A 16,693-nucleotide genomic window follows, 5' to 3' on the forward strand; every position below is an offset into this window, starting at 1 on the left:
ATTATCTAACAGGGAAATTATCTGACAACGAAATAATGAGTTTTAGACGCCGTATTGTGAACTTGCAGTAAGAATTTCTGATTTCATTCTGTCTCAGTGGTTAAAATCGCCGATAATGCGTCAAATACAGCAATTTTCACATGTTCATATGTAAGGCCACCTTGAACATAAGCGGTATAAGGCTCCCGTAATGGACCATCCGCTGATAGTTCTATGCTTGACCCTTGTATAAAAGCACCAGCAGCCATGATCACATCATCTTCATAGCCGGGCATCGAAGAAGGTTGAGGAGCCACATGGGCATCCACAGGAGATCTGGACTGTATAGCCTGACAAAAACGGATCATCTGGTCTCTTGTTTCAAATTGTACAGATTGAATCAAATCTGTTCTGACAGCATCATAAGCAGGTGTTGTGTTCATTCCGGTTGCAGCAAATAAGGACGCAGTGAAAACAGCCCCTTTAACTGCCTGATTGACTATGTGCGGTGCCATAAAAAAACCTTGAAGCATGTCCCGAAGGTGTCCTGTGGTTGCTCCTCCTTCGAGACCGATTCCTGGCGCAGTCATCCGGTTTCCGCAGAGTTCAATTAAGTCTTTTCTGCCTGCAAGGTACCCACCTGATTTGGCAATTCCTCCACCTGGGTTTTTGATCAAAGAACCTGCAATTATATCTGCTCCAGCTTCTATAGGTTCCTCCAATTCAACGAATTCGCCATAACAATTATCCACGAAGACAATCAGATCCTCATTAATATTCTTCACACGGGTGATCATGTCACGAATCTCATTAATCGTAAAAGATGGCCGACTCGCGTACCCTTTTGACCGCTGAATACCGATCATTTTTGTTGCTGGCGACACTGATTTCTTTATTGCGTTAAAGTCAACCCGACCATCAGCAAGATCAATCTGTTGATAACGGATACCGAAATCCTTTAATGAACCGGCATTGGTCTTACCGCGAGTTCCAATAACTTCATCAAGGGTATCGTAAGGAGCACCGGTTATGTACATCAGTTCATCCCCGGGGCGCAACATTCCAAACAGCGCTGTGCTGATGGCATGTGTACCCGAAACCAATTGAGGGCGAACTACCGACGCCTCTGCCTTAAAAACCTTGGCATAAATAGCTTCCAAACGCTCACGACCGGCATCATCATACCCGTATCCGGTCGAACCATGTAAATGAAAATCGGCAATTTCCTCAGACTGAAAAGCATCCAGTACTTTCCGTTGGTTTTCTTCACTGATGATTTCACGTTCCTCCAAAATAGGACGAATTCGTTTTTCTGTTTCTTGTTTAATTCGAATTAAATCCTTCTGATCCATCGTTGACCTCCTTTGCAATCGATTTTTCATCTATCATCACATTATAAATAGAAGAACCTGGTTGTGCGTATCCTCTGATCACATAATGTTCATCCGATTCCCGGAAATGTTCTTCATGAACAATCGTTTCCTGTTTCAAGCGGTGCAGAAACTTTCCTTCATAAGCCGGAACTGCAATCTGATAAGGGATAAAGCCATCCTCAATACTTCGTTCAAGTTTTTCAAGAAACCTCTCAACATCATTCTTTTGATGAGCCGATAATAAAATAGAGGGCGTTGAAAGTGCGAAAAAATCCCCCTGTATCATGTCCTGTTTATTATATACGGTCAGTTGAGGTATCTGGTGTGCGTCCAGATCTTTCAAAAGATCAGCAACAGACGCCTCATGATTCGACGCATCTTCATGTGATGCATCCACGACATGAACGATGAAATCTGCTGCAGTAACTTCTTCCAATGTGGAACGAAAAGCTGCAATTAAAGTCGTCGGCAATTGTTGGATAAAGCCCACTGTATCAGAGAGCAATACGTGCATTCCTTTTGGTAAGCTGATTTGTTTTGTCGTTGGATCCAATGTGGCAAAAAGTTGATCTTCCGCAAATACGTCAGCATTTGTCACTTGATTTAAGAGCGTTGATTTCCCTGCATTTGTATACCCCACCAGGGCAACCTGAAAAGCCTGATTCCGCTTTCTTCGATCCCTGTATCTTGTCCTGTGTGCAACAACTTGCTCAAGTTGCCGTTTAATGTCATCCATGCGCTGACGGATATGCCGTTGATCAACCTCAAGTTGCGTTTCACCTGGTCCTCTTGTACCAATGCCTCCGCCAAGTCGCGACATGATATGACCCTGCCCTCTTAATCGGGGTAACAGATAGCTGAGTTGCGCCAGTTCCACCTGCAGTTTCCCCTCTTTCGATTGTGCGCGTTGTGCAAAAATATCCAGTATTAACTGGGTTCTGTCTAACACCAGGCTATCCAGCTCATTTCCAATATTACGAAGCTGAGAAGGAGTTAATTCACCGTTGAAAATAGTCAAATCGGCTTCGAGTTCAGCGATCATCTTTTTGAGTTCTTCCAATTTTCCTCTCCCGATGTATGTTGCTGATACGGGGTGATCGAGGGCCTGTTCCATCCGGCTGATAACAACTCCTCCTGCTGTCTCCGTCAACGAAGCCAATTCATCCATCCGATGCCTGAAAGATTGGCGATCTCCTTGCTTATCTTCAACTCCGACAAGAATAATGCGCTGTTTAGCAATTTTTTCTTTCATAGTAGATTCCTCACCTCAATTTCAAAGGGGTTATCGATGATTTACGCCCAATTCATACTGAAAAGCCTGGCTGAGCCAGGCTTTTATCCATATCATTGTGTCCTTTTGAACAGGTTGATCTGGTTGAATGCTCAAGACTTCTCTCCTTGAAGATTCACATTACGCTGTGGTGAGAATGTTGAAATCGCATGCTTATATAAAAGCTGCTGTTTTCCATCCGTTTCAAGTATTACCGTAAAATTATCAAAACTTTTCACCATCCCCCGAAGTTGAAAGCCATTCAGTAAAAATACGGTAACTGGAATACTATCCTTTCTTAATTGGTTAAGGAACTGATCCTGAATGTTCACCGGCTGTTGTTTCATCGTCTCCGCCTCCCTCTATTTTTCTGGTTTGTCTAGTGTAGTATCATTTCGGTATTCAATGCTGATATTCCTGTATGATTTTTATCATATTATGAATCTTTTGTTCCCTGTTTTCTGAAAGGTCAAACCAAGTCAAGTCCATTTTGTTGCGAAACCATGTGAACTGACGTTTTGCGAAACGTCTGGAGTTCAGTTTTAATTGTTCAGTAGCAGATGCAAGCGATGTGTCTCCCTTAATGTAAGGAATAAGCTCTTTATATCCGATGGCATTCATTGCTGAAGTATTCTCATAGCCTTGATCCAAAAGATATTGCACTTCATCAACAAGTCCTTTTTGAAGCATATCATCCACCCGTTGATTAATCCGCTCATATAATTGCTCTCTATCCATTGTCAAACCAAAGACAATTGGCCTATAAGGACTTTCCACAGCATCATTTTCCATTCCGGACTCACCGACTTTCCCGGTAACGTGATGAATTTCCAACTGACGTATGACCCTGCGGATGTTATTGGGATGTATTGCTTGCGCTTTTTCAGGGGAGATGTTTTGCAATTGTTCATGCAAGGCATGATTGCCTTTTGCTTTAGCAAAGGTCTCCAATGATGCCCTGAACTCAGGATCTTCGGGCACATCCTTAAATTGATAATCGTAGAGTACACTGTTTACGTATAATCCGGTGCCACCGACGATTATGGGCAATTTGTTCTTCTGGTGAATAGCGTTGATCGCTACAGTCGCTTCCTGCTTGAAATCTGCAACCGAAAAGGGGGTCTCAGGTGTCCTGATATCAATTAAATGATGCGGCACCCTGTTTTGTTCAGCATTACTGGCTTTAGCTGTTCCTATGTCCATACCTCGATACACTTGCATGGAGTCCCCGCTGATAATTTCACCATTAAAAAAATCCGCAAGTTCAAGACCCAGTTCGGTTTTGCCGACTGCGGTCGGGCCCACAATGGCAATAATCAATGGTTTCATTAAACTTGCCTCCTGTCTGTCTCGATCAACCCGTAGTGAATCGTTGATGACTTACGTCGCATTCGGGTAAAACCGTAGGATTCAAAGCGGTTGCTTCTGAAATGATCTTTTAGTACAACGCGTTTTCTAGCAACACGGACAGCTTCTTCCACGGCTTTCTTCGTAAAGACTTCATCAAAAGAAAAATTTCGCAACCCCGAGATTCCATAAGATTGAGTGAGCTTTTCATCAAACATCGGATCAAAATATATCACATCATAGGCATCAGACGGCTGTTTTTCGAGCCATTCTGTATGATGACAAATCTCAACTTCAACCCGGCGCATCGCTTCAATCAATGGAGAGAAACCATGCTGATAAGCTGAAAGACCCATTCCCGTAATACGGGCTATATCTACAGATGCTTCAAGGCCTTTAACAATGCCATTCTTTCCTGTTGCCATGCTTAAAAGTTGGGCATCTGCCCCCAGTCCCAGTGTAGCATCCACGATCGAATCACCAGGTTTGATCCCAGCAGCAGTCAACAGTGGATCTGTACCATAGCGAACAAAGTGTTTCGCTCTGAACATTGCCGCATTCGGGTGAAAGAAAAATGGTTCCCTGTTCTCATTTGAGTACAGCTCAATTCGTTTATCACCGACAATAAATAAACGCAAATCTGACCCGTGTTGATCCCGGAGTTTAGTTAGCAGATTCCTAATGGATTGTCCTTCCCGTGGAATGTAATCCATCTGCCAATCCTGAGCCAGTTTTATTGCGGCTGTTGGCGAAACATTCCCGCTTTTCCGAGCAGTAGTTATCACATGCTTTATCATGACTGAGTCGCTTTCCTTTCCTGTTACATGATTCGTTTAAACATGCGCTCGATCTCTTTCGTACTGTGATGAATGATGATCGGCCGTCCATGAGGACATGAGAACGGATCCGTGCACTGCCTCAGATCATCTAGTAAATGTTCCATTTCATCCAGTCGCAAATGACGATTGGCTTTAATCGCAGCCTTGCATGACATTAAAATGGCAGCATCTTCCCGGATAGCTCCGACAGACAATTTGCGCCCGGTCTTTAACTGCTCGAGCCATTCATAAAGAATGTCCTCCTCATCTCCATCAGGGAACCATACAGGTACCGAACGAATCAGATAGGTATTCTGACCGAAGGGTTCCACATCCATCCCCAGCCGCCTGATTTCATCAAGATTTCCCGAAAAAATTGCAGCTTCCTGTTGGGTTAATTCCACAGTCAACGGAACGAGAAGGTCCTGCTGCACTTTCGGCGGATCATCCACTTTATTTCTGAAAAATTCATAATAGATTCGCTCCTGTGCCGCATGTTGGTCGATCATATACATCCCCAGTTCATTCTCAGCAATAATATAGGTACCATGCAATTGACCCACCGGGTACATTTTCGGCACGCGTACATTTTCCTTTTGAATGTCACCATTACTGCTCTCAAATCGGGATTCGCTCTTCTTTGAAACCTGATCTTCATCTGCTGACTCTTTGTTTTCGAAAGACACCCTTTCCTCACTGATTTGTGCCAAATAGTCCGATGACCGCTTTGGCTCTTCTTTCCGATGTTGCTGTTCATCGAATTCTAAAGAAAGCTGATCTGATTTTTTCTGTTTTTCGTCAGCTTTCAATGGTACGGATTCTTTCACTTCAGGAATCAAGGTTTCCTGAGCAAATGCTTCCTTGATTGCATCCGTCACGAGCTGCATCAGTTCAGTTTCTTTACTGAGACGGACCTCGAGCTTAGATGGGTGAACATTCACATCCACCAGATGTGGATGCACCCGGATCGAGATGACAACAATCGGAAACTTCCCAATAGGCAACAACGTATGGTATCCGTTTTGTACCGCTTTGATGACCGGATAACTTTTTACAAAACGTTGATTCAAAAGCACAGTCATATAAGTTCTGTTGGCACGATAAATCTCTGGCTTGACGATGTATCCTGAAATGTTGAAATCCTGGTTCTCAGCATTGATTTCCACAGCGTTCAAGGCCACCTGCATACCGTATATCGCTGCCATCACACGTCTGGCATCACCATTTCCAGCAGTCTGCAGCAATGTCTTATTATTGTGAGAATAGACAAAAGAGACATCAGGACGTGATAATGCCATTCGGTTTACCGTATCCGAAACATGTCCCACTTCAGTATGGATGGTACGTAAATATTTGAGGCGGGCAGGTGTATTATAAAACAAGTCAGTGACTGTCACATCGGTCCCTTTTCGGGGAGAAGCAGATTGTTTTCTGATGACTTCACCGCCCTTGACCATGATCTCATGGCCGGTTGTACCACCTTGACTGGTGACAAGCCTCACTTGAGCTACTGAGGCAATACTTGGTAACGCTTCACCGCGAAAACCCAGTGTCTTAATCCTGAACAGATCATGTTCATTGTGAATTTTACTGGTAGCATGGCGGAAAAATGCCCGCTCGAGGTCATCTTCTTGCAGGCCATGGCCGTTATCTGTCACGCGAATGGATTGGAGGCCACCTTCCGTAAGCTCAATATGAATTTTATCCGCCTCTGTATCAAAGGCATTTTCAATCAATTCTTTGACAACAGATGCAGGTCTTTCTACTACCTCACCTGCAGCAATCTGATTGGACAACTGTTCATCAAGCTGTTGAATAATGCCCATGCCACCCTCTCCTTTATGCTTTAAGTTTTCCCTTCAGTTCATCGAGGAGCTGAATTGCCTGAATCGGTGTTAAATGAAGCAGGTTAAGCTCTCGAATCGCATTCAGGACATGTATTTCTTCATCACTGATTACAGGCTGAGACATGTCTGCGTCAAAAAGCGGAATCTGTTCATCCTGTATCCGCTCATGGCGTTTCGATGCACTTGTTGTATCCGCTTCGGATTCGAATTCTTCCAACAGCACCTTCGCTCGCTCGATAACCTCCCTGGGGAGTTCTGCCAATTGGGCTACGTATATCCCATAGCTGCGATCTGCAGGCCCATCAACGACTTTATGAAGAAAAACCACTTCCCCGTCCTCTTCTTTTGCAGCGACATGGACATTATGACAGCGCTCAAGGCTCTCTTCGAGGTGTGTAAGTTCATGATAGTGCGTGGAGAAAAGTGTTTTTGCCTGCACAGTGTCATGAACGTATTCAATCACAGCCTGTGCGAGACTCATACCGTCATAGGTAGACGTCCCCCGACCAATTTCATCAAGCAGGATAAGGCTCTCACGGCTTGCGTGTTTCAGAGCACGCCTTGTTTCCATCATCTCCACCATAAAAGTACTCTGTCCCTGAGCCAGATCATCTGCAGCGCCTATTCGGGTAAAGATCTGATCAAAAATTGGCAGTTTCGCTTCTTCTGCAGGTACAAAGCAGCCAATTTGGGCTAGGATGGATAAGTGGGCAAGCTGGCGCATATACGTACTTTTCCCAGCCATATTCGGTCCTGTTATCAATAAGATTTCCTTTTCCTGATTCATCACCAGGTCATTAGCAATGTACTCCCCATGATCGATCATTGTTTCTACAACTGGATGACGACCGTTTTTAACATGTACATCCCCATGCATCTCCAATTCAGGCTGAACATAACCCAAACGCTCTGACACTTCGGCAAAACTGACCAGTACGTCAATGGCACTGACGGTTCGAGCTAATTTTTGCAACGGACGAATATATGCCTTCACGTGATCTCGAATAGCCAAGAACAATTCGTGTTCAAGTTTTTCGCTTTTTTCCTCTGCTTCAAGTATGAGCTGTTCTTTCTCTTTCAGTTCTTCTGTGATGTACCTTTCAGCGTTTGAGAGCGTCTGTTTACGTTCATAGCGGCCTTCAGGTAACGATTGAATATTTGCTTTTGTTACTTCAATGTAATAGCCAAAGACTTTGTTGAAACCGACTTTTAATGATTTGATCCCGGTGAAGTCACGTTCGGATTTCTCAAGTTCAGCAATCCATGCCTTGCCGTTCGTCATCGCTTCCCGGTAAAGGTCAAGCTGTTCATCATAGCCGTCTTTTAAAAGCCCGCCTTCGGTAATACTCACCGGACAATCTTCTCGGATACTCGTTTCAAGAAGAGCTTTCAGTTCATCACAGGCATCCGCACCCTCAATCAATGGTGTGCTGTCGTCTCCTGCAATATCTTCAATCAAAGCTAATATGTGTGGGACTTGTTCCAAGGAATGCTTTAACTGAATAAAATCCCGTCCGTTTACATTTCCAAATGCCACTCTGCCTGACAATCGTTCAAGATCATAGACGCCTTGAAGAGCTGTTTTCAGAGCTTGGCGTTCAAAGAAATAATCCATCAGTGACCGAACCATACGCTGCCTTGAAGCAATGCGATCAAGGTCCAAAAGCGGCTTACCGATCCACTGTTTAAGCAATCTTCCACCCATCGCAGTATTGGTCTCATCGATAACACCCAGTAAAGAACCAGCTTTACGCTGTTCCCTCAGTGTTCCAGTGAGCTCCAAGTTTCTCTTGGAATAAGCATCAAGGTGCATGTAAGCCTGACGGATATAAACTTCTGCCGTTTGGACATGGTCGAGAACACGGCGCGTCGTACGTTGAACATATTCAAATAACACTTCCGCTGCGTTCCTCATGTCGATGTCATCCAATCCTTCAACTGCATGATCCGGTGTATGATGATGCACCTCATCCACGTGAGAAACCGTAATGCCCATCGGTTTCACGGTTTCATTCAGAATATCCTCCGGAAATGAATCCATTGTGACTACTTCTTTTGCCTGATAAACTGCCAACTCACTTGCTAAATCATCCATGCTGTTCAGCTTTGTTAATCTGAATTCACCAGTCGTTGTATCGATGGCGGCCAATGTCGTTTCTTCTTTTTGCCCTGTTGCATATAAGGCAACCAGAAAATTATTTTCCTTGTCATGAAATGCTCCTGTGTCCATCACAGTACCAGGTGTTATCACCTGTACAACTTCTCGTTTCACGACACCTTTTGCCATTTGCGGGTCTTCTGTCTGTTCACAAATTGCAACTTTGTACCCCTGATCAATCAGTTGCCGGATGTACTGTTTGGCAGAATGATGCGGCACACCACACATGGGGATCTTTTCGTCCCCTTTTCCTCTCCCTGTTAAGGTAATTTCAAGTTCTTTCGCTGCTTTTTTCGCATCGTCAAAAAAGAGCTCGTAAAAATCACCGAGCCGGAAGAACAAAAATGCATCCTGGTAGTCTTTTTTTATGCGTAAATACTGCTCCATCATCGGTGTCGTACTCATATGTATCGCCAGCTTTCATACAATCATTTCCAATGGTGAAAGCTGCCTTCTTTCAGAAATCGTCTTCGAAAGAAAGCAGCCCTTGAGCCATCATGAGTTCTCAGTTTTGATTTTGATTTTGATTAATCATCGTAAAGGGACTCTTCGTGGTTGTCCCTGCCAACACATCGCCACCGGTAGATTCAATAATTTTTTTGGTGACGGTATTCGAGATCGCATAGCTCACCATTTGGAGCAGGTCATTCACTTCCGTTTGCGATTGCTTGAATTCTTGGACAAGTGGAATGTCATCGAGTTCATCTTGAAGTGCATCGATTTGTGCATCGGTTTCTTTCAATGCTTCTGTTTTTTCATAGTGTTTTAAATTCACTGCCTCTTTTTGCAGTTTTTTAATTTGACCGATAATCTGCTGTACTTTCAGGTGCTGGTTGATTTGACCTTCAGCCCGCTTGAAAAAATCCACTTCTTCGGTTTCTGAAATCATGTCCGCCAATTCCCGGGCTTTATCCAGTATTTCCTGTTTGGAGTAATGTTCACTCACAGTTAAGTCACCTCCACTTGTTGAACCACAGTTCCGTTAAGGGACCATGATTTTGCATCAGTAATTTCCACGTGTATCAGTTTTCCTATCATCGAGGCCGAACCCGTGAAGTTTACCAGTTTATTCGTTCGGGTTCTGCCCATAAGCACATCCGGATTCTTTTTGCTCTCCCCTTCAACAAGTACTTCGACTACTTGCCCTAACATTCTCTGGTTACTTTCATTAGAAAGCCGGTTCACGACTTCATTAAGGCGTTGCAGTCGTTCTTTTTTCACCGTTTGCGGCACATTATCTTCCATAGCCGCTGCAGGAGTACCTTCCCTTGCAGAATAAACATACGTATAAGCTGCATCAAAAGCCATTTCTTCAACAAGCGTTAACGTGTCCTGAAATTGCTCTTCTGTCTCATTCGGATAACCGACGATAATATCCGTGGTCAACGTGGCGTGAGGAATTTTATAACGTATCTGTTTAGCCAGTTCCACGTACTCTTCGCGGGTATATTTTCGGTTCATGATCTTCAGGACCTCATTGTTACCGCTCTGTACCGGAAGATGGATATGTTCCATCATATTACCGCCTTTTGCAATCACATCGATGAGTTCATCTTCAAAGTCCCATGGATGGCTTGTTGTAAATCGAACACGGGAAATACCGATAGTCCTGATCGCATCAAGTAAATCTGCCAGCCGGTATTCCGTATCCACCAGATCTTTTCCGTACGCATTCACATTCTGCCCCAAAAGCGTGATTTCCTGATAACCGTTTCGAGCGAGATGTCTTACTTCTTCAATAACATCTTCTGGTCTTCGGCTTCGTTCCTTCCCTCTAGTGAAAGGTACGATACAATACGTACAAAACTTGTCACAGCCGTACATAATGTTCACCCAGCCTTGAAATTGGCCCTTTCGTGCACGGGGCATATTTTCTATGATATCCCCTTCTTTGGACCAGACCTCAACGATCATTTCTTTGCTGAATAACGCATTTTGAATCAGTTCCGGCAGGCGATGAATGTTATGCGTCCCGAAGATCAGGTCCACGTGCGGATGCTTTTGAAGGATCCGGTTAACGACACTCTCTTCTTGGGACATACAGCCGCAAACGCCGACCACCAATCCAGGATTATCTCGCTTCATCACTTTCAGGTTTCCGATTTCACCAAACACTTTATTCTCTGCATTTTCGCGGATTGCACACGTATTCAAAAGGATCACATCTGCATCATCCTGATGCGATGTCGATTCAAATCCCATTTCAAGCAATATACCTGCCATATTTTCTGAATCATGCTCATTCATTTGACAGCCGTAAGTGCGAATCAGAAATTTCTTTCCCTTCCCGATGCCTTTCATTGCATCGGGTATCTCAAAATCATAATGAACAAAGACATCTTCTTTGCCGCGTTTTTTAGCCGTTGATAAACTGGGCGGTTGATATGTCATTTGAAAATATTGAGAATAGTCCTTTGCCTGGCTGGATTTTTTGTCCGCAGACAAGGTCTCTTCCACTGTTCTTTCCTGTTGTTTTCGTTGCTCTTCATTCATGAAACATAGACTCCTTTAGAAACAATTTGTCACCTTGCATTATATCGGGTATAACAGAATTAAACAACCGTGAGGGACAGACGATTTCGCCTATCCTTCACGGAGATGGATTACTTGATAATCTTCAGTTCTTTCCCCGCTTTTTCAAATGCCTCAAGGGCTTGATCCAGCAGATCGATGGTATGTTCTGAAGTAACGATCGTTCTGACCCGGGCTTGCCCTTTTTTGACTGTAGGAAAAGCTATTCCTTGTGCAAAAACACCATATTGCAGCAGTTTATCTGAGAATTCATGCGCTTTTTTCTCATCTCCTACAATCACTGGTGTGATCGGCGTTTCACTGATGCCTGTATCGAAACCGAGTTTCTCGAGACCTCTTTTGAGATAGTTGGCATTAAACCAGAGGCGTTCGATCCTTTCAGGTTCATCCAGAAGCACCTGAATGGCTTCCTGACAGGCTGCGGTTACCGTCGGAGGGTGTGAGGTGCTGAACAGGAATGGACGCCCCTTGTGGATCAAATACTCCCGAACTGCTCTCGTTGATGCGACGTAACCGCCCAGTACGCCAACTGCTTTACTCAAAGTGCCTACCTGAATGTGCACACGGTCATCCAAGTTGAAATGATTCACAGTTCCTCTGCCGTTTTCACCCAGTACACCACTTGCGTGAGCGTCATCTACCATAATCAGTGCATCGTACTTCTCGCAAAGGGCTACAATTTCAGGGAGAGGTGCGATGTTGCCGTCCATGGAGAAAACACCATCCGTAACCACAAGCTTTTTCCGATAATCCTTCGACTCAATCAGTGCTTCTTCTAAGCTATTCATATCCACATGTTTATAAATCTTTCGAGCGGCTTTTGTCAAACGAATGCCATCAATGATTGAAGCGTGATTTAATTCATCGGAGATCACCACATCTTCTTTCGTTAACAGGGAGGCCAGAACTGCCTGGTTCGCCGTAAATCCCGATTGAAAAACAAGGGCTGCTTCCGTATGTTTAAATTTCGCCAGCTCCTGCTCAAATTGTTCATGCATTGTAAACGTACCTGCGATTGTTCTGACACTGCCAGTGCCTGCTCCGTATTGATCTGCAGCGCGAACTGCTGCAAGTTTTAAACGGGGATGGGTCGTTAATCCAAGGTAATTGTTTGATGACAACTGAATCACTTTTTTTGCATTAATCGTAACGGTTGCACCTTGATCTGTTTCAAGAGGAACCAAGGAGCGGTATACACCGTCCTGTTCCATTTGATCAAGTTCATCCTGGAGATATTCAAAACCTTTCATTTTTATACACTCCTTTATATCAGTTTACTCAAATTAGGGGATTAATACTACTTTACCACAGTTTCCTTCCATCATCAGATCAAAACCTTGTTCGAAATCCTCCATTGCAAACGTATGGGTCATTATCGGCGTAACATCAACTTGTCCCGAACGCAGTAGACCTGCTGTTTGCTGCCAGGTTTGAAACATTTTCCGTCCGGTAATTCCCTGAACCGTCAGTCCTTTGAACACGATATCGTTGGTAACGTCAATTTCAACAGGCTTACTCGGAAGACTGAGAATCGAGACACGTCCACCGTTAGTCGCCATCTTAAAACCTTGATTCATAGCCACGGGATGTCCGCTCATCTCACAGACAACGTCGACGCCTTGTCCTTTCGTAATCCGATCCACTTCAATAAGTGGATCCTGACCTCCAGAATGGATTGTATGATCCGCACCCATTAATCCTGCCAACTCAAGGCGATATGGATTCAAGTCGAAGGCCAATACATTCGATGCTCCGCTTGCTTTAGCAATACCGACTGCCATCAGACCGATCGGTCCGCAACCGATCACAGCAACTGATTTTCCTGCAATTTCACCTTCGAGAACAGTATGAACAGCATTACCAAATGGCTCTTGAATACTGGCTTCTTCAAATGGTAAATCCGGGTCATTAATCCATAAATTTTCCGCAGGAAGAGACACATACTCTGCAAAACAGCCATCCCGATCCACGCCGATAATTTCAGTATCCTGACAAATATGGGCTTTTCCTGTCATGCATTGTGCACAGTGACCACATACGATATGGGTTTCCGCAGAAACATGATCACCTGGCTTTACATTAGTCACAAGATGTCCTGTTTCCTTAACAACACCTGAGAATTCATGTCCAAATACATACGGCGGCTTCACTCTGCTGGAAGCCCATGCGTCCCATTCATAAATATGTAAATCCGTTCCGCAAATTGACGCTGCCTTCACCTCAATCAGTACTTCTTTCGGTCCGATTTCGGGTACTGGCACATTCTCGAGTTTTGCGCCTTTGCCCGCATGATGCTTTACAAGCGCTTTCATTTTTTCCGCCATGGTCAACACCCTTTTTTTTATTTTTGTCATTCCTGATCATTACTGTCAGTTTATCACGAGGTTCTGTGCGCGTAAACAGCACTGTCCACCTCCAATGAACACATGGCGATTCTGTGCATATTTTTCAAAAATAATTTGTGTGCAAAAAAAGACGGACACCAATGGCATCCGTCTTTCATTATTTATCACATAAATTCTGCGACAAGATCTTCAAACTGATCGTGTTCAAGTTCAATGTTTTGTTTACTTAATCCTTCTTCCTTAAACCCATGTACCATATCCTCATACGATTTCTTCTCCGTATCCTGGTATATCAGTCCTGTCACAAGACCGTTGTACTCCATGAGTGTATTCATAGCGGACATCCGGTTGTTCGGGTTATAATCCTCTATTGTCCCCAAGGACACCAGGTTCTCTTTGAACCAGTCATACGTATTAATTTTATTGAACGTTACACAAGGACTGAATACATTTATAAGAGAGAATCCTTTATGCTCAATACCTTTTTCAATCAAAGACGTCAGTTCTTTCAGGTCACTCGAGAAACTTTGAGCAACAAATGTAGCTCCTGCAGTCAAAGCCAGTTCCATAACATTTAATGATGTTTCAATCGAACCTGCCGGTGTACTTTTTGTTTTAAAACCCATAGCACTTCGTGGCGATGTTTGGCCTTTTGTCAGACCATAAATCTGATTGTCCATCACGATATAAGTGACATCAATGTTTCGACGTATCGCATGCACGGTATGACCCATTCCGATGGCAAATCCATCACCGTCACCACCCGAAGCAATCACTGTCATTTCACGGTTTGCCATCTTCACACCTTGAGCGATTGGCAATGATCGACCATGGATACCGTGTAGTCCATATGAGTTAATATAACCTGAGATCCGACCGGAACATCCGATTCCTGATACAACCGCAAGTTCTTCTGGCACAACACCGACATTGGCTGCTGCACGCTGAATGGCAGCCTGAACGGAGAAGTCACCGCAACCTGGACACCAGTTTGGCTTCACATTATTTCTAAAATCTTTAAACGTTGCCATAGCTGAACAACTCCTTACATTGTTTGTGTAGTTCCGCAGGCAAGAATGGATTTCCATCGTATTTGAGAATGGATTTTACTTCTCCTGCATTTGTATTCAGTTTAACCAGCTGACGAACCTGACCGGTTGCATTGTTCTCAATTACAACGACTTTTTTCACCTTATCGATCATGGACTGCAGTTCTTCTGATGGAAATGGATGCAACAGTCTGAGCTGGCCATGGTTGACCTTGATGCCATCTTTTTCTAAACGGGGGATCATTTCCTGTATCGTTCCCCGTGTTGAATTGATCCCGATGACCAATAGGTCGGCCTCCTCATGATTTTCATATTTCTTAATCGGATTACGGAAGGTATCTTTCAGTGTGTTCAGCTTCCGGAGACGTTTATCCATTTGAGCCTGTCTGTTTAACGGGCTCTCTGAAGGTTTGCCTTCTTCGTTATGTTCAACACCAGTAACATGGTGCAAGCCATTCTTCATACCTGGAATTGGCCTTGGTGAAATGCCATCAGGTGTGACTTCATAACGGCTGAAGTATTGGCCTTTCTCAAGTTCCGGCAACTCTTCATTCAGAAGTTTCCCTCGCCGAATTTCAATTTCATCATAATTGAGTTGGTTTACTGACTGTTTGCCAAGTGATAATGCCAGGTCAGTCATTAAAATAACCGGCACCTGATATTCTTCAGCAATATTAAATGCCTCTACTGCATCGTAGAAGCCCTCTTCCACGCTCGATGGTGCCATGACAACCTTCGGAATTTCCCCGTGAGTACCGTGAATCATTGCTAAAACGTCAGACTGTTCCTGCTTTGTTGGCAGACCGGTTGACGGCCCTCCCCGCTGTGTATCTACGATTACCAGAGGAATCTCAGTGATCCCGCTTAGCCCGATAGCTTCCATCATAAGCGAAAGTCCAGGTCCTGATGAAGCGGTAAGTGTCCGCACACCAGTGTAGTTTGCACCGATGGCCATCGTACAGGCTGCAATCTCATCTTCAGTTTGAATGACGGTTCCACCGTATTCCGGAAGCTTCTTGATCAGATATTCCATAATTTCAGATGCAGGTGTGATCGGGTATGCCGGCATAAAGCGGGCTCCACCTGCAAGTGCGCCCAAGGCAATCGCATCGTTACCAATCATAAACAGCCGATTGTTTCCATCGCCTTCTTGAAGCTTATAATCACCGAGACTCTCTTCACGGGATTCTTCAAAATACTTCATTCCTGCACGAATGGCATCCATATTTTTCTCTACAACGGATGAACCTTTTTTCGCAAAAATCTGCTCGACTACCGAATAGAAAATATCTGAAGACAGACCAAGAAGAGCCGCGGATGAGCCGACAGCAACCATGTTTTTCATCAGAGATGTGCCAAGTTCTGAAGCGATTTCTGTAAAAGGTACTGGATAAAGATGAGCAGTTGAACCTTCCGGTAACTTCGGTGTAAATTTACTGTCAGCAAGAACCACAGCACCGTTTACCAGTTCGTGGTGATTTACGTCAATTGTCTCTTGATCAAATGCAACCAGAATATCTAAATCATCTGAGATGGAGTTAATGTCGTAAGTACTGACACGGATTTTGTTATTAGTATGTCCGCCTTTAATTCGTGACGAAAAATGACGATAACCATAAAGATAATACCCTTTACGGTTTAAAGCCATGGAAAAAATTTCACCTGTACTTTCAATTCCTTCACCCTGTTGACCGCCAACTTTCCAGGAAAGTTGATTAATCATGAAAGACACCCCTTGTCGTTTTGCCGTTCTGCTTGAACGACTGATATTTTAATTACGCTGTCTGTGTATGTAGTGCACTGGTGAAAAAAGAGGTTAAAGATTATCGATGAAACACCTCACAATAAATAATTTGAAGTCTTTAAAATGGAACTTGCAGAAATTCAAAAATAATTCTGTTAAACACAGTTATATTGTAACATAACTTTCACAACTTTATAAGATCGAATATTCTTTCATTTAGCGCTTTCATCC

General features: G+C 43.9%; 13 protein-coding genes. All 13 read right to left on the reverse strand.

Annotated elements, in window-relative coordinates; all coding sequences use genetic code 11:
* Positions 1-83: 83 nt before the first annotated feature.
* Positions 84-1,331, reverse strand: coding sequence for a methionine gamma-lyase family protein (locus tag BBEV_RS08730; protein WP_069365117.1), 1,248 nt, complete (start codon positions 1,329-1,331; stop codon positions 84-86).
* The gene (gene hflX / locus BBEV_RS08735) at positions 1,303-2,604 is read right to left on the reverse strand and encodes a GTPase HflX (protein ID WP_069365118.1); all 1,302 of its coding nucleotides are present in this window, start codon (positions 2,602-2,604) and stop codon (positions 1,303-1,305) included. The genes BBEV_RS08730 and hflX overlap by 29 nt, the downstream gene beginning before the upstream one ends.
* A gap of 131 nt (positions 2,605-2,735) precedes the next feature.
* A complete protein-coding gene (hfq, locus tag BBEV_RS08740; protein ID WP_069365119.1) occupies positions 2,736-2,969 on the reverse strand; it encodes an RNA chaperone Hfq in 234 nt (77 codons plus the stop codon).
* Between the two features lie 55 nt (positions 2,970-3,024).
* The gene (gene miaA, locus BBEV_RS08745; protein WP_069365120.1) at positions 3,025-3,951 is read right to left on the reverse strand and encodes a tRNA (adenosine(37)-N6)-dimethylallyltransferase MiaA; all 927 of its coding nucleotides are present in this window, start codon (positions 3,949-3,951) and stop codon (positions 3,025-3,027) included.
* Complete coding sequence (locus tag BBEV_RS08750) at positions 3,951-4,754, reverse strand: class I SAM-dependent methyltransferase (protein ID WP_198154970.1); 804 nt, start codon at positions 4,752-4,754, stop codon at positions 3,951-3,953. The genes miaA and BBEV_RS08750 overlap by 1 nt, the downstream gene beginning before the upstream one ends.
* A 35-nt stretch (positions 4,755-4,789) precedes the next feature.
* Positions 4,790-6,613 carry a DNA mismatch repair endonuclease MutL gene (mutL, locus tag BBEV_RS08755; RefSeq protein WP_069365122.1) on the reverse strand — a complete coding sequence of 608 codons (1,824 nt, stop codon included), beginning with the start codon at positions 6,611-6,613 and terminating at the stop codon, positions 4,790-4,792.
* A gap of 13 nt (positions 6,614-6,626) precedes the next feature.
* Positions 6,627-9,197: a DNA mismatch repair protein MutS gene (gene mutS, locus BBEV_RS08760; protein ID WP_069365123.1), complete on the reverse strand. Its 2,571-nt coding sequence runs from the start codon at positions 9,195-9,197 to the stop codon at positions 6,627-6,629.
* 100 nt (positions 9,198-9,297) lie between these two features.
* The gene (locus BBEV_RS08765; RefSeq protein WP_069366678.1) at positions 9,298-9,681 is read right to left on the reverse strand and encodes a YlbF/YmcA family competence regulator; all 384 of its coding nucleotides are present in this window, start codon (positions 9,679-9,681) and stop codon (positions 9,298-9,300) included.
* Positions 9,682-9,740: 59 nt separating this feature from the next.
* On the reverse strand, positions 9,741-11,285 hold the full coding sequence (gene miaB / locus BBEV_RS08770) for a tRNA (N6-isopentenyl adenosine(37)-C2)-methylthiotransferase MiaB (protein WP_069365124.1): 1,545 nt from the start codon (positions 11,283-11,285) through the stop codon (positions 9,741-9,743).
* A gap of 110 nt (positions 11,286-11,395) precedes the next feature.
* Entirely contained in the window at positions 11,396-12,574 is a 1,179-nt protein-coding gene (locus BBEV_RS08775) for a glycine C-acetyltransferase (protein ID WP_069365125.1), read from the reverse strand.
* A 33-nt stretch (positions 12,575-12,607) separates the two neighbouring features.
* Positions 12,608-13,648 carry an L-threonine 3-dehydrogenase gene (gene tdh, locus BBEV_RS08780; protein ID WP_069365126.1) on the reverse strand — a complete coding sequence of 347 codons (1,041 nt, stop codon included), beginning with the start codon at positions 13,646-13,648 and terminating at the stop codon, positions 12,608-12,610.
* 185 nt (positions 13,649-13,833) lie between these two features.
* A complete protein-coding gene (locus tag BBEV_RS08785; protein WP_069365127.1) occupies positions 13,834-14,700 on the reverse strand; it encodes a 2-oxoacid:ferredoxin oxidoreductase subunit beta in 867 nt (288 codons plus the stop codon).
* On the reverse strand, positions 14,687-16,441 hold the full coding sequence (locus BBEV_RS08790) for a 2-oxoacid:acceptor oxidoreductase subunit alpha (RefSeq protein WP_069365128.1): 1,755 nt from the start codon (positions 16,439-16,441) through the stop codon (positions 14,687-14,689). Before BBEV_RS08790 ends, BBEV_RS08785 begins: the two co-directional genes overlap by 14 nt.
* Between the last annotated feature and the right edge of the window lie 252 nt (positions 16,442-16,693).

This window comes from Salisediminibacterium beveridgei (assembly GCF_001721685.1).
GTDB classification, from domain to species: Bacteria; Bacillota; Bacilli; order Bacillales; family Salisediminibacteriaceae; genus Salisediminibacterium; species Salisediminibacterium beveridgei.

Excerpts from the sequence above, each read along its gene's own strand:
- hflX (WP_069365118.1), bottom strand. The coding sequence starts at position 2,604 with ATGAAAGAAAAAATTGCTAAACAGCGCATTATTCTTGTCGGAGTTGAA.
- BBEV_RS08785 (WP_069365127.1), bottom strand. The coding sequence starts at position 14,700 with ATGGCAACGTTTAAAGATTTTAGAAATAATGTGAAGCCAAACTGGTGT.
- mutS (WP_069365123.1), bottom strand. The coding sequence starts at position 9,197 with ATGAGTACGACACCGATGATGGAGCAGTATTTACGCATAAAAAAAGAC.
- tdh (WP_069365126.1), bottom strand. The coding sequence starts at position 13,648 with ATGGCGGAAAAAATGAAAGCGCTTGTAAAGCATCATGCGGGCAAAGGC.
- BBEV_RS08730 (WP_069365117.1), bottom strand. The coding sequence starts at position 1,331 with ATGGATCAGAAGGATTTAATTCGAATTAAACAAGAAACAGAAAAACGA.
- miaA (WP_069365120.1), bottom strand. The coding sequence starts at position 3,951 with ATGAAACCATTGATTATTGCCATTGTGGGCCCGACCGCAGTCGGCAAA.
- BBEV_RS08790 (WP_069365128.1), bottom strand. The coding sequence starts at position 16,441 with ATGATTAATCAACTTTCCTGGAAAGTTGGCGGTCAACAGGGTGAAGGA.
- mutL (WP_069365122.1), bottom strand. The coding sequence starts at position 6,613 with ATGGGCATTATTCAACAGCTTGATGAACAGTTGTCCAATCAGATTGCT.
- miaB (WP_069365124.1), bottom strand. The coding sequence starts at position 11,285 with ATGAATGAAGAGCAACGAAAACAACAGGAAAGAACAGTGGAAGAGACC.
- BBEV_RS08775 (WP_069365125.1), bottom strand. The coding sequence starts at position 12,574 with ATGAAAGGTTTTGAATATCTCCAGGATGAACTTGATCAAATGGAACAG.
- hfq (WP_069365119.1), bottom strand. The coding sequence starts at position 2,969 with ATGAAACAACAGCCGGTGAACATTCAGGATCAGTTCCTTAACCAATTA.
- BBEV_RS08765 (WP_069366678.1), bottom strand. The coding sequence starts at position 9,681 with ATGATTTCAGAAACCGAAGAAGTGGATTTTTTCAAGCGGGCTGAAGGT.